This window comes from Sphingobium sp. MK2 (assembly GCF_040170545.1).
In the GTDB taxonomy this organism is placed as follows: domain Bacteria; phylum Pseudomonadota; class Alphaproteobacteria; order Sphingomonadales; family Sphingomonadaceae; genus Sphingobium.
Genome location: NZ_JAZDXA010000016.1, coordinates 22,090 through 45,052, shown reverse-complemented (window position 1 = coordinate 45,052; position 22,963 = coordinate 22,090). Strand labels below are relative to the sequence as shown.

The window sequence follows — 22,963 nt, the reverse complement described above, 5'->3', positions numbered from 1 at the left end:
TTATTTCGATGCCGCGACAGGCTTGACGACATCGTCGGGCTGCACCTTGCCCGTGCCTTCGACGATCAGCCTGTCGCCGGCCTTCAACCCCTTGGTGATCAACCATTTGTCGCCGATCGCCTGCCCCGCCGTCACGGTGCGGCGCTCGACCTTGTTCGCGCTGTTCACCACCAGGGCGGTGGCATTGCCCTTGGGATCGCGCGTGATCCCCTGCTGCGGCGCAAGGATGGCGCCGGGCACGACCGATTGCGGGGCGACGACCCGCACGAACATGCCGGGCATCAGCAGCCCGTCGGGGTTGGGGAAGCGCGCGCGCAGCGTCACCGTGCCGCTATTGACGTCGACGATCGGTTCGGCGAACGCGATCACCCCCTCCTGCGGATAGTCGCTGCCATCCTCCAGTTTCAGGCGGATGGTCGCGCTGGCAGGTAATGTCTGGCCCGACGCCAGTGATCGGCGCAGCGCGAGCAATTGGGTGCTGGACTGGGTGACATCGACATAGATCGGATCAAGCTGCTGGATTGTCGTCAGCGGATCGGCCTGGCTGGCGGTCACCAGCGCGCCCGGCGTGAACAGGGTGCGACCGATACGCCCGCTGATCGGCGCGCGGACCAGCGTGAATTGCAGGTTGACGTTGCTGGTTTGGAGACTGGCGCGCGCCTGCTGCACGGCGGCGCTGGCCTGCCGGGCGGTGGCGGTGACATCGTCGCGATCCTGCGCGCTGACGGCTTCGCTGTCGCCAAGCAGGGTGTAGCGGCGCGCTCTGGCCTGCGCCGCCATCTGCGTCGCCTGCGCGCTCGCCAGCGCGGCCTGCGCTTCGTCGCGCGATGCACGATAGAGGCGTTCGTCAATTTGGTAGAGCGGCTGCCCGGCGGTCACCATCGCGCCTTCTGTGAACAGGCGCTTCTGAATCAGGCCCGCAACTTGGGGCCGGACTTCCGACATCATCGCCGACACGGTACGGCCCGGCAGTTCGCTCGCCACCGTGACGCTCTGCGTCGTCAGGGTAACGACACCCACTTCGACCGGGCCTTTTTGCGGTGGCTTGGGGTCGGCGCAGGCGGCGATCAATATGCAGAGCGCCAGCGGCACGGTGCGAAAAGGCGAGGGCATAGAGTAGCGTCGATCCTTGCGTGAACCAGGCGGAGCCTCGCGTCATCGGCGGGCCAGCCGGACACGGGGGGAGGGGGGAGGGATCGTGCGCCGGACGGATCTGTTCTGCTGACGTCGCGAGGACTCCGCTTGGCGTCGGCTAGGGGGTGCCGACGCTTTCGTCCTGACGCCATTGCCTGTCACATGGTAGAGCGACTTATCGTCTTCCTGTCACCATGCCTTGCCGCCGGGTAACAGTTTGTATCAGCCTGTAGCAGGACACCGAGAAGCGCAGACTTTTCCAAGCGTGCGCGATAGAAGGCGGCATGATCGATCCCCCCCTTCCTCCTGCCGCCACGGTGCTGGTGGTCGATGACGATGCCGATATTCGCGATCTGATCATCGGGCAGTTGCGACAGGAAAATTACCGGCTGCTGGGTGTCGGCAGCCTGACCGAACTGCGCCAGACGCTGCGCGAAGAGAGTGTCGACCTCATCGTGCTGGACCTCAACCTGCCCGATGGCGACGGCTTGTCGCTGTGCCGCGAATTGCGGGCTGAGGGGTCTGCGGTGCAGATCATCATGGTGACCGCGCGCGGCAGCGCGATCGACCGGGTGCTGGGGCTGGAACTGGGCGCAGACGATTATCTGACCAAGCCGTTCGAACCGCGCGAGTTGCTGGTACGCATCCGCAACCTGCTGCGGCGCGGGCGGAGCGAACCGGCGGCTCCCGTCGAGGCGATGCGCTACGCTCATTTCGGCCCATGGCGGCTGGACCTCGTCCAACGGCGGCTGGTCGCGCCCGACGAGCGGCTGGTGATGCTCTCATCGGCGGAATATCGCCTGCTCTGTCGCTTCATCGAGGAGCCGAACATAGTGCTGGCGCGCGAGGCCTTGTTGCCAGAGCGGCGCGCGACCGCTGCCTTCGACCGGACGATCGACCTGCAGATCAGCCGATTGCGGCAGAAATTGGCAGTGCTGCCGGGCGGCAGCGAACTGATCCTGACGGTGCGCGGCGAGGGCTATGTGCTGGCCAGCGCGGTCGATTATTCATGATCCGTCGATCCTTGTCCCGCGTGCCGGTCTTCTTCCGGTCCATGACTGGCCAGATTTTCGTGATCCTGACTTTAGGCATGTCGGTCGCCGCGATCATCGCGCTGATGGTCGCCGAACAGACGCGGCGGCATGATTTCGAGCGGGTGCGGCGCCAGCGGGTGGTGGCCAGCGCATTGGACATCGCCGACCGGCTGCGCCGTGATCCAGCGCGGATCGAGGCGATGATGGCGACGCATAGCATCATCGGCGCATCGCCCGCGCCCGCAGGCGTGGCGATCAACGAGCCGGACGCCGACCTGCAGGCAACGCTGGCCGACCGCCTTGGCCCGCGCTCGCTGCCCGAAGCCGGGCAGGTGCCGCTTGGCCTGTGCTTCCCTGATTTTACCCGGACGACCGAGCGCGCGGCCGGGCTGGTTGACGCGCCGCGCCCCGATTGCTGGGTCGTGCGCTTCACTGACACCAGTGGGCAGCGGCGCGCGCTCGCCCTGACCTTTCCTCGCCTCGCCAAGCCACCGCCCGCCATCTACAATCCGCTCTACCTGATGGTCATCATCGTGGCCTCAGCGGGACTGGCGATTTTGGTCGCGCGTTTCGTATCCAAGCCTTTGCGCCGCCTGGAACGCGCGGCCGAAGCCTTTTCCGTGTCGCTCGATCCGGAGGAAATTCCCGAACGGGGGCCAGAGGAAGTGCGCGCGGCGCTCTCCACCTTCAACCTGATGCAGCGCCGCGCCCGCGCCGGTTTTGCCGAGCGCACGCAATTGCTTGCCGCGATCAGCCATGACCTTCAAACGCCGATGACACGGATGCGCCTGCGGCTGGAACTGATGGAGGAGGGTGAGTTGCGCGCGCGCCTCCTGCAGGATCTGCAGGCGATGCAGACTTTGGTGCGCGAAGGATTGGACCTCGCCAGCAGCACCGAAGCGCGCGAGCCATGGTCGCAACTCGACATCGACTCGCTGCTCGCCAGCATGGCCGAGGATGCGCAGGAACTGGGTGCGCCGGTGCGGTTCATCACGGGATGCGGCGGCACGGTGCGGGTGAAGCCCAATGCGCTGACCCGCTGTATCGGCAATCTGGTCGACAATGCGATCAAATATGGCGGCAGTGCCGACATAAGCTGCGCGCGGACCGGCGGGCGGGTGCTGATCCATGTGCGCGACCGGGGGCCGGGCATTGCGCCCAATCAGCTCGACCAGATGTTCGAACCGTTCACGCGCGGGCCGAGCGGCCAACCCGGCGGACGGCATGGGACAGGCATCGGCCTCACCATCGCGCGGTCGCTGGCGATGAGTTTCGAGGCATCGGTGCGATTGCGTAATGCCGATGATGGCGGATTGATCGCCACCATCGACATGAAGGGGTAAGGAAAGGTTGCGTTAGGCCGACAAGGCCTGCCAAACGGCGATGAAGGCACGCGCGGCTTCGCCGACCTGCACAGCGGTCGCGCCGGGCTTGTAGAGCGCCGAGCCAAGGCCGAACCCATTGGCTCCTGCCTGAACCCAGGGGGTCATATTGCCGGGGTTGATGCCGCCGACGATCAGCACGGGCATATCCTTCGGCAGGACCGCGCGCTGCGCCCTGAGCAGGGCAGGGGTGGCGGCTTCGGCGGGAAAGAGCTTGAGCGCCGTTGCGCCCGCCGCGATCGCGGCAAAGGCTTCGGTCGGGGTGAAATAGCCGGGCATCGAAATCATGCCCGCCTTCGCGGTCGCAGCGATCACGGCGACATCGCTATTGGGCGAGATGACGAGTTGCCCCCCCGCCTGCCGCACTTGCTCGACCTGCTCGACGGTCAGCACCGTACCTGCGCCGACCAGCGCCCGTCCCTCGAAACGACGCGCCAGCCGGGCGATGCTGTCGATCGGGTCCGGCGAGTTCATCGGCACTTCGATCAGGGTGAAACCCGCTTCGACCAGCGCGTCGCCGATCGGCTCGACCTCGTCCGGCCGCACGCCGCGCAAAATGGCGACCAGCGGGCAACGGGCAAAGGCGGTGGGGAAATCCAGGCTCATGCAATCTGCTCCCAAAGGCGGGTCATACCCGCGATAAAGGCGGCTTCGCTATCGACCATGACGGCGGTGCCGCCCAGTTCCGCGATAGCGCAGTTATAGAGGGCGCCCAGCGTCGGATCGGCCAACAGATGGACGGTGCCGCCGGTCGCATGGGCAGCGCAATCACTGCCGATCAGCAGGCCGCTGGCGAAGGACGCGGCGTCGGCGCGGTCGCGCAGGCCAAGCAGGCCCGCCGGACGGATGGCGAATAGCGAGGCGAGCATATCCCCGCGTTTGGCTTCGCGCACGCCCGCCAGGAAGGCGTCGCCCGCTATGACCGGACCCGTCATATCCTGTCCGATCAGGGCATGGGCCTTGAGCAGGGCGAACATTTCGCCGGTCATGGCGGTGACGAAGGCGGCGATCGCGCCATCGCGCATCCACGCCCATTTGCAATGGGTGCCGGGCTGGCACAGCAGCGCGTCGGAGGGCACCAAGTCAGCGGTGACCGCGCCGAGCAATTGCACTTCTTCGCCCCGCATCACGTCGCCCCGGCCGTCGGCGATATGCGACACGCCGGGCACGATCATGACGCCGTCGGCGGGGTGCGCCATCGCGGCTGCCAGTATATCGAGCGTCGCGGGCGTGGACACATAGCCTGCATCGATCCAGCCGCGATTGGACCCGACCATGCCCGCCAGCAGTACCGAACCGCCACCCAGCCGCGCGCGCAGGCGATCGACTTCCTGCGCAAAGCCGCCGGGCGGCACCGATGTCACGCCGATCGCATCGCGGTGCGTCGCGACCACTGCGCCTTCTTCGATCCGATAGGCGCGGCGATTGGTCGTGCCCCAATCGACGGCGATGAAATGCTCCGTTCCCATATTGTCCGAGTATATCGAGGCCTTCGCAAAGGCAACGCTGTTGGTCGCCGGTCCAACCAGAGGGTGTGACCGTTCAATCATATTGCCATATCCGTATGCCTGGGATACTTTTGCGGCGATTGGCAAGATCGTTCGACGGGCTAAGATAAGCGCGCGACGAAAAGAGGAGAGGATGTTGGCTATGATCCACCATGTATATGGCCGCATGATGGCCGGTCGATGAGCGCGGTCGAGCGCTTCTCCACCCGGCTAGTGCCGCCACAGAGTCGCCAGCTCTTCTGGCGCGAGGTGGTGGCGGAGGCCTTTCCCGGCATGACCGCGCATGCGCCCGAAGGGATAAAGGCCGAGCTTGCGCGCTGGTCGCTCGGCGGTGTCGGCTTTGCCCGCGCGCGCAGCGAACGGGCGCAGGTCAGTCGGGTCGTGACGGAAGGCGAAGAGCGGCACTTGTTGTTGCACTTGCTCCACCGGGGATCGATGACGATGATTCATGGCGACCGCAGCAGCATGGCGCGGGTCGGCGACGTCGTCATCGCCGATGATCGCCACCCTTATGCCATCGACATTTCGCAGTTCAACGACTGCCTGATCCTCCAGGTGCCGGTGTCGATGATGGGCGATGATATCGCCGCGCGCGATTGGCACGGCTGCCTGGTGCCATCGACCAACCCGCATGTCCTGTTCCTCGCCCATGTGCTGCAAGGCCTATGGTCGCAACGCGACCAGCTCGCCGCGCTAGACGATGATGCGGGCGTGCTGCTGGCCGATGCGGCACGGCTGCTCTGCCGACGCAGCGTGTTCGATCGACCGGCGATCGCCATGCCGCGCTCGCCGGTCGATTATGCGCTGGAGCATCTGGGCAATCCAGACCTTGGCACGGCGCTGATCTGCGAAGCGCTCGATCTCTCCCCCCGCGCTGTCCAAAAAAGCTTCTTCCGCCATGTCGGCCTGACGCCGACCGCGTTCATCACCACGCGGCGGCTCGAACGGGCGGCGGCCTTGCTGGCGCGTGACGACGGCATGACGATCACGGATGTCGCCTTCGACGTTGGTTTCAGCGACTCCGCTTTCTTCACCCGCTGCTTCCGCCGTCATTTCGGCGTCTCGCCCAGCCAGTGGCGCAGCGGCCAGGGTGGTTCGCTTTTGTCCTGATCCCCGGTTCGCCCCTATCCAAGACGCGGTGGGGGCCGCCGCCTATGATGGCCGACAACACGCCGGAACAGGTGGGCCATTATGGGAGGATTGAAAATGGGCAAGTCGATGATCGCGGCGCTGATGGCGTCGAGCGCGATGGTCAGCACACCACTGTTGGCACAGGATGCCGAACAATCGGGCGGCATTGCCGAAATCGTCGTCACGGCGCAGAAGCGCGCGGAAAATGTGCAGGATGTGCCGATCGCCATTTCGGCCTTCACCGCTGAATCCTTGCAGGAACGCGCCGTCGGTAGCGTGTCGCAGCTTTCCGCCATTGCTCCCAACGTCAATTTGGACGCGGGCACACCCTTTTCCGGTTCCACCGCTGTCCTGTCCGCCTATATTCGTGGCATCGGGTCGGACGATTTCGCCTTCAACATCGATCCAGGCGTGGGCATCTATCTCGACGGCGTCTATCTCGCCCGCACGGTCGGCGCGAACCAGGATCTGCTCGATGTCGAGCGGGTGGAAATATTGAAGGGGCCGCAGGGCACCCTGTTCGGCCGCAACACGATCGGCGGCGCGATCTCGATCGTGACGGCCGATCCGGGTGACGAATTCAAAGCCAAGGGCGATGTGACGCTGGGCAGCTACAAGCTGTTTCAGGTGCGTGGTGCTGTGACGGTGCCAATCGCCGACGGCCTCAGCTCTGCACTTAGCTTCGGTATCAAGTCGCGCGATGGATTTCTCAAGCGACTACCCTATCCCGACCAGCGGGCGAACAATGCGCCGTCTTTCAACGCCTTCTCCGCCGCAGGCTATGACAGTGCAAACCGGGAAGGCGCAAATGACAATTGGAACCTGCGCGGCAAGCTGCGCTGGGACAATGGTGGCGCGGTGCGCGCGACCTTCGCGGGCGACTATAGCAAGGACAAGGGCACGTCGGCGAACAAGCTGATCGGCACGACCGAGTTCGTGCCTGGCAATTTCGCGGGTACGACCAACCTGCCCGGCACGGCGTTCGACCCGACCGGCACCACCGGCTTCCTGTTCGCTGGCCTCTATAATTTCTGCATCGGCAGCACAGGGGCAGAGATCGCCGCACGCAATGCCCAGGCCTTGTGTGGCGTGGCAGGCACGCAATTTAATCCGCAGTTTCAACTGGCCGGCGTCGCCGGCGCGAATGTCGATGGTAATCCCGCGAATGATCGCCTGCCCTGGGACGGTCGCTATCTGATCGACAATCCCGATCGCAGCTATGCCAGCGGGAACAGCTATTCCAATCTGCAAAGCTGGGGGTTGAGCGGGGTCATAGACTTTGATCTGGGCGACAATCTCGCGCTAAAATCGATCACCGCCTATCGGCAATTGAACTGGAATGCGGGGCTTGATGCGGACGGGTCGCCACTCAACTTCCTCCAGCTCAGCTTCACCATGAATCAATGGCAGTTCAGCCAGGAATTCCAATTGCTCGGCAACGCCTTCGAAGAGAAGCTGCGCTATGTTCTGGGTGCCTATTATTTCAAGGAGGCAGGCGATCTGCATGATTATGTGACCTTTGGCGAAGGGTTGGTGCAGGTCGATGGCCCCAATGAACTGGCGACCAAAAATTACGCCTTTTTCGGCCAAATCGACTATCGCCCGATCGACTTGATCGGCATTACCATCGGTGGGCGTTACACCAATGAGCGCAAGCGGTTCGAGGGCGGTCAGCAGGAGTTGAATGGTTTCAACTACAAGCTGTTCGGTTGCGCCGATGCCAATGGTAATATCTTCCCTGGCGGTGCTTTTCCGCTGGCACCAATCCCTTGTCAGGTCGGCTTGGGCTATCCCGATCCAAACAATCCCGTCCGCGTCTATACACCCGGCATGAACCGTAAGAAGTTCAGCGATTTCTCGCCCAAGGTCGGTGTGCAAGTCCATCCAGTGCACGATGTCATGCTCTATGGCAGTTGGTCCAAGGGCTACAAAACTGGCGGTTGGACCACACGCCTCACCAATCCACAGGGCAATGTTGCGCCCGACTTCAACGAGGAGAAAGCAATCACTTGGGAGGCGGGCATCAAGTCCACGCTGCTCGACCGGCATTTGCAACTCAACGCGGCGGTCTTCTCGACCAAATATCGCGATATCCAGCTCAATATCCAGGTCGGCACCTCGCCCACCATCGCCAACGCCGGCGATGCGCGCATTCGTGGCTTCGAGTTGGAGATGGTGGCGGCCCCGGTCGATGGCCTGACCATCAATGGCGCGGTCGGCTATATCGACGCCCAATATACGTCGGTGTCGGCGGGTGCTGCGGCGGTCGGCGGGGCCAATCCATTCCAGGCAGGGACGCTGGTGGGGGAAACGCTGCCCAAGACGCCCAAATGGAAGGTCAATCTCAGCCCCCGCTACGAAGCCAGGCTGAGCAATGGCGCGTCGCTGGTCATGTTGGCCGACTGGACTTATACGTCCAGCGCCTGGAACGACACGCAACGTACCCTCCTGCTCAAGCGCGTATCGACCGACATCGTCAACGCCTCGATCAGCTATCGCGAACCCGATAGCAAATGGTCGGTAACGGTGGGCGGCACCAACCTGACCGACAAGCGCTTCCTGACATCGGGCGGGTCGAACATCGCGGCGGGTGCGATCTTTGGCACCTATAACCGGCCGCGCGAATGGTATCTGCGCTTCGGCTTCGATTTCTGATCATGGGGCCGATCGCGATCAGGGCCGCCGTGGTGGAAACAGCCGGTGGTCCCTTCCACTTCGAAACGCTGGCCATGGACCCGCCCGGTCCCGACCAGATCCGCGTTCGGCTCCACGCCTGCGGCATCTGCCACACCGACATGGTGATGCGCGATGGCGCATTGCCCACGCCCTTCCCGGTCATATTGGGGCATGAAGGAGCGGGCGTGGTCGATGCGGTTGGATCCGCTATCGACCATGTGGCAGTCGGCGACCATGTGCTGCTCAGCTTCCATAGCTGCGGCGCCTGTGGTGCCTGCCATGACCATCAACCGGGCTATTGTGTCGAGTTCGTGCCGCGCAATTTCATGGGGGTCACGCAGGAAGGCGAAGGCGGCATCTGGCGCGGCGATCAGCGGATCGGCGGCAACATCTTCGGCCAGTCGGCCTTTGCGACCCATGCGTTTGCGCATCGCGACAATGTGGTGCGGATCGCCCCGGACCTGCCGCTCGATATCCTTGCGCCTTTGGGCTGCGGGATCCAGACTGGCGCGGGAACGGTGCTGGAAACCCTGAACGTTGCGCCTAGCCAGTCGATCGCGATCCTGGGGGCTGGGGCCGTCGGCCTGTCGGCCGTCATGGCGGCGGTGATAGCTGGAGCGGGACGGATAGTTGTGATTGACCGCCATGCAAGGCGCCTGGACCTCGCCCGTACGTTGGGCGCGACAGAAACCGGCAATGACCTCGGTGCCGTTGACGGCGTGTTCGATCATATTGCCGATACAACCGGCGTCCCGGCCTTGCTTGGCCCAGCCGTGGAGAAGCTGGCGCAGCGCGGAACGCTTGCATTGGTCGGTGCCTATCCGCCCGGCGGCTGCGCCATCGATCCCTCAGCAATCATGAGCATGGGGCGGCGGATCGTCGGCGTGGTCGAGGGCGGCATCGATCCGCAGCGCTTCATTCCCCGACTGATCGGCTATTATCGCGACGGCCGGTTGCCGCTGGAAAAACTGATCCAGCGCTATGCCTTTGACGACCTTCCGGCCGCCTTCGCCGCTTCGGAAAGCGGGGCCGTCGTCAAACCAGTGGTGGTGATGGATCACCCCTGACGTTCAGCGACCGGCAAGGCGGTTCGGGTCATAGCGTCAGCCCAGCAACAGGGAGACGCATCATGGTGGACAAATTGGGGACAGCGCCGACCGGCCTTTGTGACAGGCGCAGCCTGATTGCGACAATCGCGCTGCTGCCGCTTGCCGCCTGCGCGACACCCATGGGGCGCTACACCGTGGAGGAAGCGGTGCGCCGCCTGCTCCAATTGTCGAGCCAGCGCGCCTTTGCCCGCCTGACCGAACCGGGCGGTTTTTATGACGATCAACTTACCCGCATCACGCCGCCTGATCTGGGTGGGGACCGGGGCGGGGCGGTGCTGTCGGCGCTGCTGCGCACGCGCGCGGTGCGCGACCGGGTCGGCATGGCGCTCAACGATGTCGCCGTCGACCTGGCCGACAATGCCGCGCCGATCGTGATGGATGCGGTGCAGCGCATGACCCTGGCCGATGCCGTATCCGTCCTGCGTGGCGGGCCGACGGCGGCGACGGACCTTTTGGCGCGCGAAGCGCGTGGTTCGGTGGTCGAAGCGTTGCTGCCCGGCGCGTCGCGCGCGCTGCGATCGGACATGTTCGAAATGCTGACGGCTGCGCTTTCCGCCACCGGAGGCCGCGATTATGCAGCGCTGGCGGGCAATGTGTCGGGCCAGATTGGCGACGCCATCTTTCGCGCCATCGGCCGCGAGGAAGCGGAGATACGGCGCGACCCTGCCGCCACCCGCGACCCGATCCTGATGGCGCTGCTGCGATAAGCCCCTTGATTTTGGCGGCGCGCCGTGGTGTTCCGGCCCCCATGGAACAGAAATATCCCGGCGTCGCTGCTATCCCCTGGGACCAGCCCGCGACGATGATCGACCTGGACGGCAAACCGCCGCTGATCGGCACGATCCGCGACTGCGCCACGCATTTCGCGCTCTATAAGCCCCACGCCCAGACGCAGGCGCGGGTATTGCTGACCCATCCCGTCCATCGGGAAGGGCGCAAGACACGGACCTGGCTGCTCGAACCCAATGAGATCGAAGCGCTGGTCGTGCGGATGCGCAGCGAGGCGCATTAAAGGTCGATCAGCGCGCGTCGGGCCTCAATAATTCCACTGGACCTGGGTACGGATCAAATCGCCTTCGGCGCGACCCGTGCGGCGCTCATCCGCTTCGATACGCTTCATCCGCGCATAGGCCATGGTGATTTCCAGCGCCTTCCACGGCTGCCATTCCAGGCCCAGCTCGAATTCGTCCGTCTCCAGACGCGGTGCGTTGGTCGCGGCTTTCCAGCCGCCGCGATAATGTTGCCACCGCGCATAAGGCATGAGCGGGCCGAAGCTGTCCGATGTCGGCAGGCGCATCATCATCTGGACATAGCCGCCATTCAACTTGCTGGCGCGGATCGACTGGCTGGCCAGATCATATTGCGGCGCGCGGCCCCAATTCCATTCGGCCTGAATGCCGATCGGCTGGGGATAGAGCATGGCGTGGATGCCAGCGCGATTATCGTCATAGGACAGGGCGCTGACGCCGCCGCTGCGGATTTCGGGCTGGATGGTGTTGAGCATGGCCGACCCGCCGATTTCGAACACCTGGCCCGCAAAGGGGTCGCCCAGACCATCCAGTTCGAACGGCCAGGTCGCAAAGGCCACCTTCATCAAGTCTTTATTCTGCTCGGTCTTGTTAATGCCCTGCCCGTTGAAAACGCCCAGCCCGAACGCGCCATAATTGCCGAACAATTTTTGCCCATCATCGGCCAGCCGGTCCCAGATTTTCTGAACCGATGGCGGCGTATAATAGGCCACGACGCCCAGGTCGCGTTCGCCCGGCACGGCGCTGTTGATCGCGTCGCTGCGATCGAGCGTCAGGCGATTGGACGAGGATTGCATATTCTCCCAGCCATAGGGCACCTTCGACTGGCCGAACCGCAACCGGATGCTCTTGGCCTTGTCGAGGAAGATGTCGGCATAGGCGTCGCGCAACTGGCCGAAACCCTCCCGTCGCTCGCCCCCGCTCTGGTTGCTGACGGCGGTCGCGAAGTCCGGTTGCAGATAAAGCGATACGCGATCGGAAATATCGCCCTGCAGGACGAGGCGGACGCGGCGCAGCGTAAAGCCGCCATTGTCGGAAATGCCGCTGTCATGGACCGACCGCAGGCGCGAAACACCGGCAGGCGCGCTATCGTCGCCGGACAGGAAGGCGTTGTAGCGCATCTGGGTATAGCCGCGCAGCGACAGGCGATCATACCAGCCTTTCTTCGGCTTTTCGGCAGGCTGCGCATCGACAGGGCCGGGGCTGGGTGCTGAAAGGCTCGCCATCTGTGGCGCGGGAGCGGGAGCGGGGGCAGGGCTGGTCGGGACCGGCGCGGCGGCGGACGCGGTTGCCGGGGCGGGCTGATGGGTGGACAAAGCGGCGGTAAGGGCCTGCACCTGGGCCTTCAGCTCGTCGATCTGGCTTTGCAGTTGCTCGACCGTTTGCGCCTGCGCGGCTTGGGGCATCAGCGCCAGCAGGCTGACCGCCAGACCCATGCCGATATGTCTCGATTGTTTCACAGCCTTGTCCCTTGTTCGACAAGGGCGCCAGCTATGGCGGTTTAATGACTCTTTGATGACAGATCTTATCTGTTTTTATGACAGTAGCGACATGGAATTGTCACATAACTGGCGGCACGATCACAGGTCAGGACGCGAAGAGATCGCCCTGCCGTGGCCGGGTGGCAGGACGCCGTGCCAGGGGCGGCGCGCTGACCAGCGCGCGGGCGCGTCCGGTCAGGGTATAGACCGCCTGTCGCTGCGCGCCGCGGTTCAAATGATCGACGCGAAACCCCTGATAATGGCGTTTGAGCAACCCGGCCTTCACCAGTTCCGACACCGCGCGGCTGAGGTTCGTCTTGCCGGAGGTGCGGACACGCATACGCACTTCATCCTGCACCAAAGCCTCGTCCGCCGCCGCGTCGCCGGTCAGCCGCTCTTCCTTGCGCAATTCGTCCCTGACACGTTCGACCAGCGCCATCCGCCGGGGGTCTCGATGGCCCATGGGCGTCAACGCATCGCACAACCAGTCGCGCAACGACACCAGGCTGTCGTCCACCCGCACCAGTGGTCCGGCGCTACCATCGGGTCGCGCCACGTCCGCGATCAATGTCAGCAGCATGAAAGCATAGCGGGGACGCGAACAGCAATGCGACAATTGGTCGAGCAGCAGCGACACATCGCTGCCGCCGGCTGCGCGGGAGGGAAGGGGTGCGTGAAACATAAGGTGAATCAAGCACAGCCCGACTGCCTTGTGAATCCCTAATTTCCATCGAGTCGCACTTTGTCATGCGTGACACTTTGCCCTCTGGTAAAGTGTCAGAGGCGAGACTTTGCTGCGGGACCTACGGGTTGCGGTCGTGCTTGACGATCGATCTATTGGTGGGCGCGGCAAGATGATCGTCTACAGGACCGTCCAGACAAACGACCAGCCGTCCGGTGTCGCCTGCAGGTTCGTATTTTGGCGGGCTCTCCACTCGACTCATTTATTAACATAATGTATATTATCAATTAACGATGTCGCATGAGGTATCTGTTACCCTTTCATGACGGAAGCATTTGACGTTGGTGCTTTCCCGACTTAGGCGCGAGCGCACATTCACCTACGGGGTGCCCTGGCGCTGTCAGGGCTGAGAGGCGGATCGGGCGCAAGGGGCGCTTCGTCTGCAAACCCGCGAACCTGATCCGGGTCATACCGGCGGAGGAATAGGGACTATGCATCGTTACGCCATGATATCGTCTGTCTGTCTGACCACCCTCCTTATCGCTCTCAGCGACGTCGTATGGGCTGCGGATAGTGACTATGATAATCGCATTATCGTCACCGCTCGCGGGCGCGAGGAAATTGCGATTGCCGTGCCCGATACGGTTGCCGTTTATGATTCCACCGCCATCAGCGCTCGCAGGATGACGACGATCGATGATTTCATTGCCGCGACACCGGGCATTTTCATCGTCAATGATCAGGACCCCGGCACCAACCTGATTTCCGTGCGCGGCGTATCGACCAATCGCAACCAGTCGCCTTCGATTGCCTATATTGTCGATGGGCTGGCGCTGGCAGACTCCGAACTGTTCACCCTGCGCACCTATGATGTTGCGCGGGTCGAGATATTGAAGGGCCCCCAGGGCGCGCTGTTCGGGCGCTCGGCATCGGGTGGCGCGATTGCCGTGGCGACGAATGAGCCCGGCCCGGATTGGGGTGGCGAGGCAGCGGTCGGGATTGGCAACGGGCTTAGCTGGACTGCCGATGGCGTGGTCAATGCGCCCCTGTCCGACCGTGTGCAAGTGCGGCTGGCGGGTTCCTACCGCAACAGCGAGGGGTTCATCCGCAACAGCTTCCTGGATAAGAAAGTCGATGGCCAGATCAGCCGCAACCTACGGTTAAAAGCAACAGTGGCGCTGAGCGAAACTGCGACACTCAAACTGCGCGCGAGCTGGGCCGACGAGGAAGGCGGCGCGGCCTATATCTCGTCGGGCAATGTGACTGGCTTGTATGGCGGGCGGCTGGCAGGCGAAGCGCTGACTGATCCGTTCGGGGATTTCGAAGGACGTTCCGACCGTAATTATTGGGGTATTCAAGCGACTTATGAGCAACTTCTGGGCGATACCCTGAGCCTTAGCTGGACCGGCGGCTATGACGAATATCATAAGGATTTTGTCGAGGAACTGGATTTCCGCAATGACACGCCGATCACCTTGGGCGGCATTCCGCTCTTTCCAGATGGTATCCAGCCCATCTCTCAACCTGTTGATATTCTCGCATGGACCAGCGAGCTGCGGCTGACGTCGATGACCGATGGCCCGCTACGTTGGCATGTCGGGCTGTTTTTCCAGCGGCTGGAGCGCGACCGGACCGACGATTTCGGGCCCTTGCTGTTCGGTGCCGAGGCGCTGCGTGCCGAGACGCGATCGAACCAAATCGGTATCTTTGCCCAGGCGAGCTACGATATCGCGCCGCAGATCGAATTGACCGCGGCGCTGCGCTATGACCGCGACCGGCGCAAGGAAGATACGGTCGGCTCGACAAGCGGCGCGCTGGTCGCGCAGCGGGCGCGGACGTTCGACAAATGGCAGCCCAAGATTTCGCTCGCATGGCGGCCCAATGCGAACCTGACCGCTTACGTGACCGGCGCGGTTGGTTTCAAGGCGGGCGGGTTCAATCCCCTGCCCGGCGCTACGGACGTGTGGCAGGCGGTGTTCCCCGGCGAGACGACCAAGTCGGTCGAGGTCGGCATCAAGGCACAGAGCAGCGATGGCCGGGTGCGTGGATCGATCGCGGGCTTCGCCACCGATTACAGCAATTTCCAGAATACGGTGTTCCTGGGCAATTCGGTGGTGCTGTCGGTGCCGCAGGTCGATGTCCATGGGCTGGAGGCATCGGGCGATGTGGCGCTGGGTGCTGGGTTCCGCGTCGATGGTGGGATCGCCTGGACGCATAGCCGCACGGGTCGCTATCTGACCCCCAATCCGACGCCGGAACCGGGCGAACCGGCTATTGTCGACATGAGCGGCAAGCGGACGCCCAATGCGCCCGACTGGACGGTCAATGGCGGGATCGGTTGGCAGGGCCCGGCCGGACCGGCGTTGGTCGATGCGCGGCTGAGCATTGCCTATGTGTCGCGGGTGGATTTCGAGATCGACAATATCCTCCATACGCCGGGCTATACATCGGTCGACGGGCGGATCGGCGTGACCCAGGGCGCTTGGACGTTCGACATCTGGGCGAAAAATCTGTTCGACAAGCGCTGGGCAATCTCCGCCTTTGGCCAACAGCAATTGCCCCTGTTGCTGGGCCTTGGTCCCAATGGGCCGTTCGACAGTTTCACGATCAATACAGGTCGCCAGTTCGGGGCGAGTGCTGCAGTCAGGTTCTGACAGGAGACGAGATGATGGGCTTTTGTGCGGAGATATGGGACGAGGTCGCGCCGTTGCGGCGAGCCATCTTGGCTCATCCTTTCCTGACCGAACTGGCGGCGGGCACCCTGCCCTCTGCCAGTTTCCAGCACTATATCTTGCAGGACAGCCTGTACCTTGCCGAATATGCGCGGGTGCTGGCGATCGCGGCGGCGCGTGCGCCCAGTGCGGCCGGGCGGCTGGAATTTTCCGATGGCGCGAAGGTGGCGGTGCAGGTCGAGGAAGGGCTGCACCAGGCCTTTTTCGCGCAGTTCGGCGTGAGCGGTGAAATGGCGGCGACAGTCGAGCCCAGTCCGGCGTGCCTGGGCTATACCGGCTATCTGGCCAGCCTGGCGGCGACGCGGACCTATGAGGAACTGATCGCGGGGATATTGCCCTGCTTCTGGGTCTATTGGGAAGTGGGCTGTGCAATCCGGCCGCAAGCAGTCAACCCTAACCCCTATGCGCCGTGGATCGATACCTATGCCGCGCCTGAATTTGGCGAAGCAACGGATCGGGTGCGGGCGTTGGTGGATGCCGCGGCGGAGGCGGCCAGTCCAGCGGTACGGGACGCCATGGCCCAGGCGTTCCGGGTGGCGACGCGCTATGAGTGGATGTTCTGGGATTCGGCCTATCGGCGCGAAAACTGGCCGATCTGATCCCGTTCAACAAAGGCGTTTACCGACGACCGAGGGACGAAACATGCCCCCCTCCCCAGTCGATAGGCGTACAGCGATGCGGACAAGGGTTGCGACATTTTGCCCCCTTGTCGGACAGCGCTGTCCATCAGCCGTGGGCGGCGGTGATGATGATTTCGACCTTATAGCCTGGGTCGGCCAGTTTCGCCTCGCCGGTTGCACGGGTTGGCGCAGCGACGTCGGCGATCCAGGCGTCCCAGACGGCGTTCATTTCGGCAAAATCGGCCATGTCCGCAAGCCAGATGGTGGCGCGCAGAATGTTCGCCTTGCTGCTCCCCGCGAGCGCCAGCAAGCGCTCGATTTCGGCGAGCGTTTCCTGCGTTTGGTTGGTGACGCTCTCGCCCGGTGTGCCGACCTGGCCCGCGAGATAGACGGTGTCGCCATGGATGACCGCTTCGCTCATGCGCGGGCCGGTTTCGATGCGGGTAATGGTCATGGATATTCTCCTTGGAAACGTCAGCGGCGGTAGCGGGCGAGGCCGAGATCCGCGGTTTCGATGGCCGGGGGGCGGCCGCCGATAATGTCGGCGATCACCTGGCCCGACCCGCAGGCCATGGTCCAGCCCAGCGTGCCATGGCCGGTGTTGAGGAACAGATTGTCGAGCGGCGTCGCGCCGATGACGGGGGTAGAATCGGGGGTCATGGGGCGCAGCCCGCTCCAGAAAGTGGCCTGCGAGAGATCGCCCGCGCCGGGGAAGAGCGTGCCGACGCTATGGTCGAGCGTGTCGCGCCGCGCCTGTGGCAAGTCATTGGTATAGCCCGATAGTTCGGCCATGCCGCCGACCCGGATACGATCGCCCAGCCGCGTGATCGCGACCTTGTAGCTTTCATCGAGCAGGGTCGAGACAGGCGCGGCGTCTTCCCGCACGATGGGCACGGTGATCGAATAGCCCTTTACGGGATAGACGGGCAGACGCAGGCCGAGCGGGGCGAGGAGCAGCGGCGAGAAGCTGCCCATCGCGACCAGATATGCATCGCCGGTGACGGGGCCGTCATTGGTGACGACATGGCTGATCCGTCCGGCTTCGCGCGCCAGACCCTGGATGGTGCGGCCCATCAGAAATTCGACGCCGCGCGCGCGGGCCATGTCGGCGAGCGCATTGGTGAATTTGAAACAGTCGCCGGTTTCGTCATTGGGCAAACGAAGCCCGCCCGCGATCGGCGAAGCGCTGGCGGCGAGGCCCGGTTCGGCGGCGATGCAACCGGCGCGGTCGAGGACTTCAAACGGGACATTGTCGGCGCGCAGCACCTCGATATCCTTGGCGATGCCGTCCAGTTGCTTTTGTTCGCGGAACAGTTGCAGCGTGCCCTGGGTGCGTTCGTCATAGCGGATGCCGGTCGCTGCGCGCAGCGCGATCAACTGGTCGCGGCTATATTCGGCGAGGCGCACCATCCGCCCCTTGTTGATGCGATAGTCGGCCGCATTGCAATTGCCGAGCATCGCAATCATCCAGCGGATCATCGCCATATCGACATTGGGGCGCAGGATCAGTGGCGCATGTTGCATGAACAGCCAGCGTAGCGCCTTGGCCGGGATGCCGGGCGCAGCCCAGGGGGAGGCATAGCCGGGCGAGATTTCGCCGGCATTGGCGAAGCTGGTTTCCTGCGCGACGCCGCTTTGGCGGTCGATGACGACCACCTCATGGCCGGCCTGCGACAGATACCAGGCGGAAGTGACGCCGACGACGCCGCCGCCCAGAATGACGATCTTCATGGCTTATTGCTCCTGAATGGCGGCGGCGGGCGCGGGCAGATAGCGGCGCGCGTAACGGGGGCCGAGCCGGGTCAAAATCTCGTAGGAAATCGTGTCCGCCTGCATGGCGACATCATCAATCGACTGGTGTCGGCCGATGAGTTCGACTGGCGCGGCGGGATAAAGCAGATGGTCAGGGACATCGGTGACGTCGAGCGCCAGGCTGTCCATCGAGACGCGGCCGACGATCGGCGCGCGCACGCCACCGATATAGGCAAAGCCCCGGTTGCTCAGATGCCGTGGCCAGCCATCAGCATAGCCGACCGAGACGGTGGCGATGCGCGCGGTGCGGTCGCAGCAATGGGTGAGGCCATAGCCGACCCCTGCCCCGGCTTCGACGGTGCGTAGCTGGACGATATAGGCGTCGAGCGCGACGACGGCGTGCATCGGGTTGGGCTGGCCATGGGGGGCGCCGCCATAAAGGGCGATCCCGGCGCGGACGATGTCGCCATGGGTGACGCCCGACGTCATGGCACCGCCCGAATTGTCGATCGAGCGGGGCACGCCGGGGAATTGGCGGGCAATCGCATCGAAAGTGGCGCGCTGATGCGGGTTGAAGCTGTCTTCGGGATGGTCGGCACAGGCGAGATGGGTCATGATCAGTCGCAGGTCGATGCCTGCCAGCCGATCCGGCTGATCGCGCAAGACCGCAAGGTCGGTGGGCGCGAGGCCAAGGCGCGACATGCCGCTGTCGACCTGGATCACCGCGGGAAGCGTGCGGTTCAGGGCGCGGGCCGTTGCAGCCCAGCCGTCAATCTGTTCGAGCGAATTGAGGACAGGGAGCGCGCCGATCGCCGCGCAAGCCGCCTCTGCGCCGGGTTGCACGCCGTTGAGGACATAGAGAGTCGCGTTGGTCGGCAGATGGGGCCGCAAGGCGGTGGCTTCGCACAGATGGGCGACGAAGAAATGGCGGCAGCCCGCATCGAGCAGCGCCCGCGATACTTCGGCTGCGCCGAGGCCATAGGCATTGGCCTTGACCACGCCTGCGACGCTGGCGGGGGCGACCTGCGCGGCGATCAGCCGGTAGTTGGCGACCAGTGCGGCAAGGTCGATGCGCAAAGTGCCCGCCATCTGCAAATCCATGCCGCTTCCCCTTCTCATCTTGCGGCACTGTAGATCACGTTTCTTCGAAATGGGATGGCGAATGATCGAAGAATATTGCATTTCATGCTGTATATTAGCCGATTATCGCAATGGATTCGTAGATATGGCCATTTCCTTCGATACGACCGATCGCGCGATCCTGCGCCTGCTCAAGCTCAATGCGCGCCGCTCCAATGCCGAGATCGCGGCGGAGGTCGGCCTGTCTGCGTCCGCCTGCCATCGGCGCATCCGGCAGTTGGAAGCGCAGGGCGTCATTCGCGGCTATACGATCGTCGCGGGCGGGCGCGATGACAGTCCGCTGGTCAATGTCGTGGTGCAGGTGACGCTGGATCGGCAGACCGAGGATTATCTCGCCCGGTTCGAACATGCGGTGCGGCAATGCCCGGAAATCCGCGAATGTTTCTTGATGACCGGCGCGGTCGATTATTGGCTGCGCGTCGAGGCGGACAGCGTGGACGCCTATGAACGCATCCACAGCGAGATATTGTCGCGCCTGCCCGGCGTGACGCGGATCAATTCCAACATCGCCATGCGCGATGCGTTGCGGCCACGCCGGGGCAAGGGTGCGGGTTAGAAAGCGTCCGCTTCCAGCGCCATGATCGTGGCTTCGCCGGCCATGATGCTGGCGGCCAGGGCGTCGGCCTGGGGCAGCATGCGTTGCGCGAAGAAGGCGGCGACGGACCGTTTGGCGTTGTGGAGCGGTGTGTCGTCCTGCGCGGCGGCGGCCATGCGGGTCCACATCCAGCCCATGGCGACGAGCGCGAAGAGGCGCAGATAGTCGACCGCCGCCGCGCCGGACGCATCGACCGATGCGCCGCGCAGGGAGGCGGTGACATCGCCCAATTTGCCAAGCGCCTCGCGGGTGCGGGTTGCGATCGGCAGGTCGGTGGCGTCGAGATCAGCGGCGATCAGGTCAAAAAAGCCCTCGACCACCGCGCCGCCGGACAGGGGCAGTTTGCGCGCGACCAGATCCATCGCCTGCACGCCGTTGGTGCCTTCGTAAATCTGGGCGATGCGGGCGTCGCGGACATATTGTTCCATGCCCCATTCGCGGATGTAGCCATGGCCGCCGAACACCTGTTGCGCCTGCACCGCGCTTTCAAAGCCCATATCGGTGAAGGCCGCCTTGACCACCGGGGTTAGCAGCGCGACCAGCGCGTCGGCCTTGGCGCGCTCTTCGGCATCGGGATGGGCGTGGGCGCGATCGAGCTGGAGCGCGGTCCAGCCCGCCAGTGCGCGGCCCGCCTCGACAAAGGCGCGGATGGTGAGCAACATGCGGCGGACATCGGCATGTTCGATGATGGCGACCGGGTTGCGGCTGCCATCGGCGCTGCGGCCCTGGAGCCGTTCCTTCGCATAGCTTGCCGCCTGGCCATAGGCGGCGCCGGCAATGCCCAGTCCCTGGATGCCGACCATCAGCCGTTCGGCGTTCATCATCGTGAACATGGCGGCGAGGCCGCGATGCGGCTCGCCCACCAGCCAGCCGGTCGCTTCGTCATAATTCATGACGCAGGTGGGCTGGGCGTGAATGCCCATCTTCTTTTCGAGCGCACCGACCGACATGCTGTTGCGGATGGTGAAGCCGCCATCGGTGTCGGGCAGGAATTTGGGGACGAGGAAGAGGCTGATCCCCTTGACGCCGGGCGGGGCGTCGGGGAGGCGCGCTAGGACGAGGTGGATGATATTGCCGCCGAAATCATGGTCGCCGGATGAGATGAAGATTTTCTGGCCGGTCACGGCATGGCGGCCATCGCCGAGCGGCACGGCCTTGGTCTTGAGCAGGGCAAGATCGGTGCCCGCGCCGCTTTCGGTCAGTGCCATCGCGCCGGTCCATTCGCCGCTGACCATTGGCGCGAGATAGGCGGCTTTGAGGTCTTCGCTGGCATGGGCGATGATCGCTTCCACCGCGCCGCGCGTCAGGCCGGGGAAGAGGCCGAAGGACAGGTTGGTGGCCGACAGCATTTCGTCGAGCCAGAGTTGGAGGATGAAGGGTAGCCCCTGCCCGCCATGGTCCGGCGATGCGGCGAGCGCGGGCCAGCCAGCCGCTACGAACTCGCGATAGGCGTCGGCAAAGCCCGGTGGGGTGATGACGGCACCTTCGACCAGGCGGCTGCCCTGTTCGTCGCCTTCGCGGTTGAGGGGATAGAGACGGTCGGCGCACATACGCCCCGCCTCCTCCAGCACGGTGATGGCGAGATCGGCGTCCACGTCCTTGCCGACTTCGGCCATCGCTTCATCGAAGCGCAGGACGTGCGTCAACAGGAAGCTGTAATCGTCGATTGGGGGGACATAGCTGTACATCGGGCCTCTCCTGCTGGCGTAGTCGAGGACTATACCAAACACCTGTTACAGTCAACCATAAGCGGCAGATGGACTGCCTTCGGCGCGGCCCTTTACACAATCATCGCATCAAGCCGGCCTTGCGCAGGGCGTCTTCGATGATGGCGCTGACGCCGGTCGCTTTATGCGCGGGCCTTGGGGTCGGCCTTCTGGCGTGCATGGGTTGCGGGGGTGTGCTGATCGGCCGGGGGCGTTCGACTTGCATTGCGGACGATCGGCGCATCTCGGACTTGGTCATCAGCCCCCAGGCTTGTGCGATCTGGCCGGTCGAGGAGATGCCGGCTTCCAGCATATAGGGCGCGGCGTGGCCATGGCCGTCCGGCCCGACCGTGTTCAGTGGCGTGCCATGGCCCATGCCAACGATCTCATAGGACTCGATCACCGCCCTCCCCTTTTTGTCGCGCCAGGTGCGGCGTGGACTGCCGTCGATGATCATTTGCTCGGTAGGCATAATATCGACGCCATGCAGCGCCTGCCATTGGGCGAGGACGCGGTCCGCGTTGGAGGGGGCGACGGTCTGGTCGGCGCTGCCCTGCCAGACGGAGATGGTCGGCCATGGTCCCTGATGGCCGGACGCGGCCTTGACCAGTTCGGGTAGGCGATCGTCGGGCGGATAGCCCTCCCCGCGCATCCTGGCGAAGGCGTCGTTGACTGACGCAGCGCAACCGAAAGGAAGGCCTGCGATGATCGCGCCGCCTGCGAACAGTTCGGGATAACAGGCGAGCATGATTGACGTCATCGCGCCGCCCGCTGACAGGCCGGTCACGAAGATGCGGCTTTGGTCGATGCCATGGGTGGCGACCATCGTGTCGATCATCTGGCGGATCGACAGCGCTTCGCCGGAATCGCGGCGGGAATCGACGGGCGAGAACCAGTTGAAACAGAGATTGGGGTTGTTCGACCGCTGCTGTTCGGGGAAAAGCAGCGCAAAGCCCTGTTTGTCGGCGAGTTCCGACCAGCCTGCGGCGTAATCATAGCCCGCTGCATTCTGGGTGCAACCATGGAGGACGACGACTAGCGCCGCATCTTTGGCGAGATTTGCAGGCACATAGGTTCTGGCGCGCAGGGCACCGGGATTGCTACCAAAGGCCAGCAGATCGTCCAGCCGATCCGGGACCGGATCAGCGGAATGACCATGCGCCATCGTTCGAAAACGGGCGAGTTGGGCAATGGTGGAACTTAAACGCATCATCATATTGTCTCCGGCGCGGCAGGGGCCTCCATTACCCCAT

At 63.9% G+C, this 22,963-nt stretch carries 20 protein-coding genes and 1 riboswitch; of the genes, 10 read left to right on the top strand and 10 right to left on the bottom strand.

Going from position 1 to position 22,963, the window contains the following annotated elements; genetic code table 11:
* Nucleotides 1–1,113, bottom strand: coding sequence for an efflux RND transporter periplasmic adaptor subunit (locus V2I08_RS09450; RefSeq protein WP_349634858.1), 1,113 nt, complete (start codon nucleotides 1,111–1,113; stop codon nucleotides 1–3).
* A gap of 305 nt (nucleotides 1,114–1,418) precedes the next feature.
* Here V2I08_RS09450 and V2I08_RS09445 point away from each other — a divergent pair, with 305 nt between their 5' ends.
* Nucleotides 1,419–2,147 (top strand): response regulator transcription factor, encoded by a 729-nt coding sequence (locus tag V2I08_RS09445; protein ID WP_349634857.1) that lies wholly within the window; start codon nucleotides 1,419–1,421, stop codon nucleotides 2,145–2,147.
* Nucleotides 2,144–3,511, top strand: coding sequence for an ATP-binding protein (locus tag V2I08_RS09440; RefSeq protein ID WP_349634856.1), 1,368 nt, complete (start codon nucleotides 2,144–2,146; stop codon nucleotides 3,509–3,511). The genes V2I08_RS09445 and V2I08_RS09440 overlap by 4 nt, the downstream gene beginning before the upstream one ends.
* A gap of 12 nt (nucleotides 3,512–3,523) precedes the next feature.
* Here V2I08_RS09440 and V2I08_RS09435 read toward each other — a convergent pair whose 3' ends face one another.
* The gene (locus V2I08_RS09435; protein WP_349634855.1) at nucleotides 3,524–4,156 is read right to left on the bottom strand and encodes a 2-dehydro-3-deoxy-6-phosphogalactonate aldolase; all 633 of its coding nucleotides are present in this window, start codon (nucleotides 4,154–4,156) and stop codon (nucleotides 3,524–3,526) included.
* Nucleotides 4,153–5,019 (bottom strand): 2-dehydro-3-deoxygalactonokinase, encoded by an 867-nt coding sequence (locus V2I08_RS09430; protein WP_349634907.1) that lies wholly within the window; start codon nucleotides 5,017–5,019, stop codon nucleotides 4,153–4,155. The genes V2I08_RS09435 and V2I08_RS09430 overlap by 4 nt, the downstream gene beginning before the upstream one ends.
* 219 nt (nucleotides 5,020–5,238) lie before the next feature.
* Between V2I08_RS09430 and V2I08_RS09425 the strand changes: the two genes are divergently transcribed.
* The 5 genes from V2I08_RS09425 (at nucleotide 5,239) to V2I08_RS09405 (ending at nucleotide 10,986) form a co-directional block, all read left to right on the top strand.
* Entirely contained in the window at nucleotides 5,239–6,168 is a 930-nt protein-coding gene (locus V2I08_RS09425) for a helix-turn-helix transcriptional regulator (protein ID WP_349634854.1), read from the top strand.
* Nucleotides 6,169–6,249: 81 nt separating this feature from the next.
* Nucleotides 6,250–8,844, top strand: a complete 2,595-nt coding sequence (locus V2I08_RS09420; RefSeq protein WP_349634853.1) for a TonB-dependent receptor domain-containing protein — start codon at nucleotides 6,250–6,252, stop codon at nucleotides 8,842–8,844.
* Between the two features lie 2 nt (nucleotides 8,845–8,846).
* Nucleotides 8,847–9,932 carry an NAD(P)-dependent alcohol dehydrogenase gene (locus tag V2I08_RS09415; RefSeq protein ID WP_349634852.1) on the top strand — a complete coding sequence of 362 codons (1,086 nt, stop codon included), beginning with the start codon at nucleotides 8,847–8,849 and terminating at the stop codon, nucleotides 9,930–9,932.
* 62 nt (nucleotides 9,933–9,994) lie between these two features.
* Nucleotides 9,995–10,681 carry a DUF4197 domain-containing protein gene (locus V2I08_RS09410; protein ID WP_349634851.1) on the top strand — a complete coding sequence of 229 codons (687 nt, stop codon included), beginning with the start codon at nucleotides 9,995–9,997 and terminating at the stop codon, nucleotides 10,679–10,681.
* Nucleotides 10,682–10,722: 41 nt separating this feature from the next.
* On the top strand, nucleotides 10,723–10,986 hold the full coding sequence (locus V2I08_RS09405; RefSeq protein ID WP_043153409.1) for a hypothetical protein: 264 nt from the start codon (nucleotides 10,723–10,725) through the stop codon (nucleotides 10,984–10,986).
* 24 nt (nucleotides 10,987–11,010) lie between these two features.
* On the opposite strand, the gene V2I08_RS09400 is transcribed toward V2I08_RS09405, so the two are convergent.
* Nucleotides 11,011–12,438, bottom strand: a complete 1,428-nt coding sequence (locus V2I08_RS09400; protein ID WP_349634906.1) for a porin — start codon at nucleotides 12,436–12,438, stop codon at nucleotides 11,011–11,013.
* A 151-nt stretch (nucleotides 12,439–12,589) separates the two neighbouring features.
* The gene (locus tag V2I08_RS09395; protein ID WP_349634850.1) at nucleotides 12,590–13,165 is read right to left on the bottom strand and encodes a hypothetical protein; all 576 of its coding nucleotides are present in this window, start codon (nucleotides 13,163–13,165) and stop codon (nucleotides 12,590–12,592) included.
* A gap of 372 nt (nucleotides 13,166–13,537) precedes the next feature.
* Nucleotides 13,538–13,665: riboswitch (TPP riboswitch) on the top strand.
* Between V2I08_RS09395 and V2I08_RS09390 the strand changes: the two genes are divergently transcribed.
* Nucleotides 13,657–15,819 (top strand): TonB-dependent receptor, encoded by a 2,163-nt coding sequence (locus V2I08_RS09390; protein ID WP_349634849.1) that lies wholly within the window; start codon nucleotides 13,657–13,659, stop codon nucleotides 15,817–15,819. (Overlaps the previous riboswitch by 9 nt.)
* 11 nt (nucleotides 15,820–15,830) lie before the next feature.
* Entirely contained in the window at nucleotides 15,831–16,496 is a 666-nt protein-coding gene (gene tenA / locus V2I08_RS09385; protein ID WP_349634848.1) for a thiaminase II, read from the top strand.
* A gap of 127 nt (nucleotides 16,497–16,623) precedes the next feature.
* Here the strand turns inward: tenA and V2I08_RS09380 are convergent, their stop codons facing one another.
* The 3 genes from V2I08_RS09380 to alr are packed head-to-tail and all read right to left on the bottom strand — an operon-like array spanning nucleotide 16,624 to nucleotide 19,370.
* A complete protein-coding gene (locus V2I08_RS09380) occupies nucleotides 16,624–16,971 on the bottom strand; it encodes a RidA family protein (RefSeq protein ID WP_349634847.1) in 348 nt (115 codons plus the stop codon).
* Between the two features lie 20 nt (nucleotides 16,972–16,991).
* A complete protein-coding gene (locus V2I08_RS09375; RefSeq protein ID WP_349634846.1) occupies nucleotides 16,992–18,248 on the bottom strand; it encodes a D-amino acid dehydrogenase in 1,257 nt (418 codons plus the stop codon).
* Nucleotides 18,249–18,251: 3 nt separating this feature from the next.
* Nucleotides 18,252–19,370, bottom strand: coding sequence for an alanine racemase (gene alr / locus V2I08_RS09370; RefSeq protein WP_349634845.1), 1,119 nt, complete (start codon nucleotides 19,368–19,370; stop codon nucleotides 18,252–18,254).
* A gap of 124 nt (nucleotides 19,371–19,494) precedes the next feature.
* On the opposite strand from alr, the gene V2I08_RS09365 reads away from it, so the two are divergent.
* A complete protein-coding gene (locus tag V2I08_RS09365) occupies nucleotides 19,495–19,965 on the top strand; it encodes an Lrp/AsnC family transcriptional regulator (protein ID WP_349634844.1) in 471 nt (156 codons plus the stop codon).
* Here the strand turns inward: V2I08_RS09365 and V2I08_RS09360 are convergent.
* Both V2I08_RS09360 and V2I08_RS09355 read right to left on the bottom strand, forming a co-directional pair.
* Complete coding sequence (locus V2I08_RS09360) at nucleotides 19,962–21,692, bottom strand: acyl-CoA dehydrogenase C-terminal domain-containing protein (RefSeq protein ID WP_349634843.1); 1,731 nt, start codon at nucleotides 21,690–21,692, stop codon at nucleotides 19,962–19,964. The genes V2I08_RS09365 and V2I08_RS09360 overlap by 4 nt on opposite strands.
* A gap of 100 nt (nucleotides 21,693–21,792) precedes the next feature.
* Nucleotides 21,793–22,926: a PHB depolymerase family esterase gene (locus V2I08_RS09355; protein WP_349634842.1), complete on the bottom strand. Its 1,134-nt coding sequence runs from the start codon at nucleotides 22,924–22,926 to the stop codon at nucleotides 21,793–21,795.
* Nucleotides 22,927–22,963 lie beyond the last annotated feature (37 nt).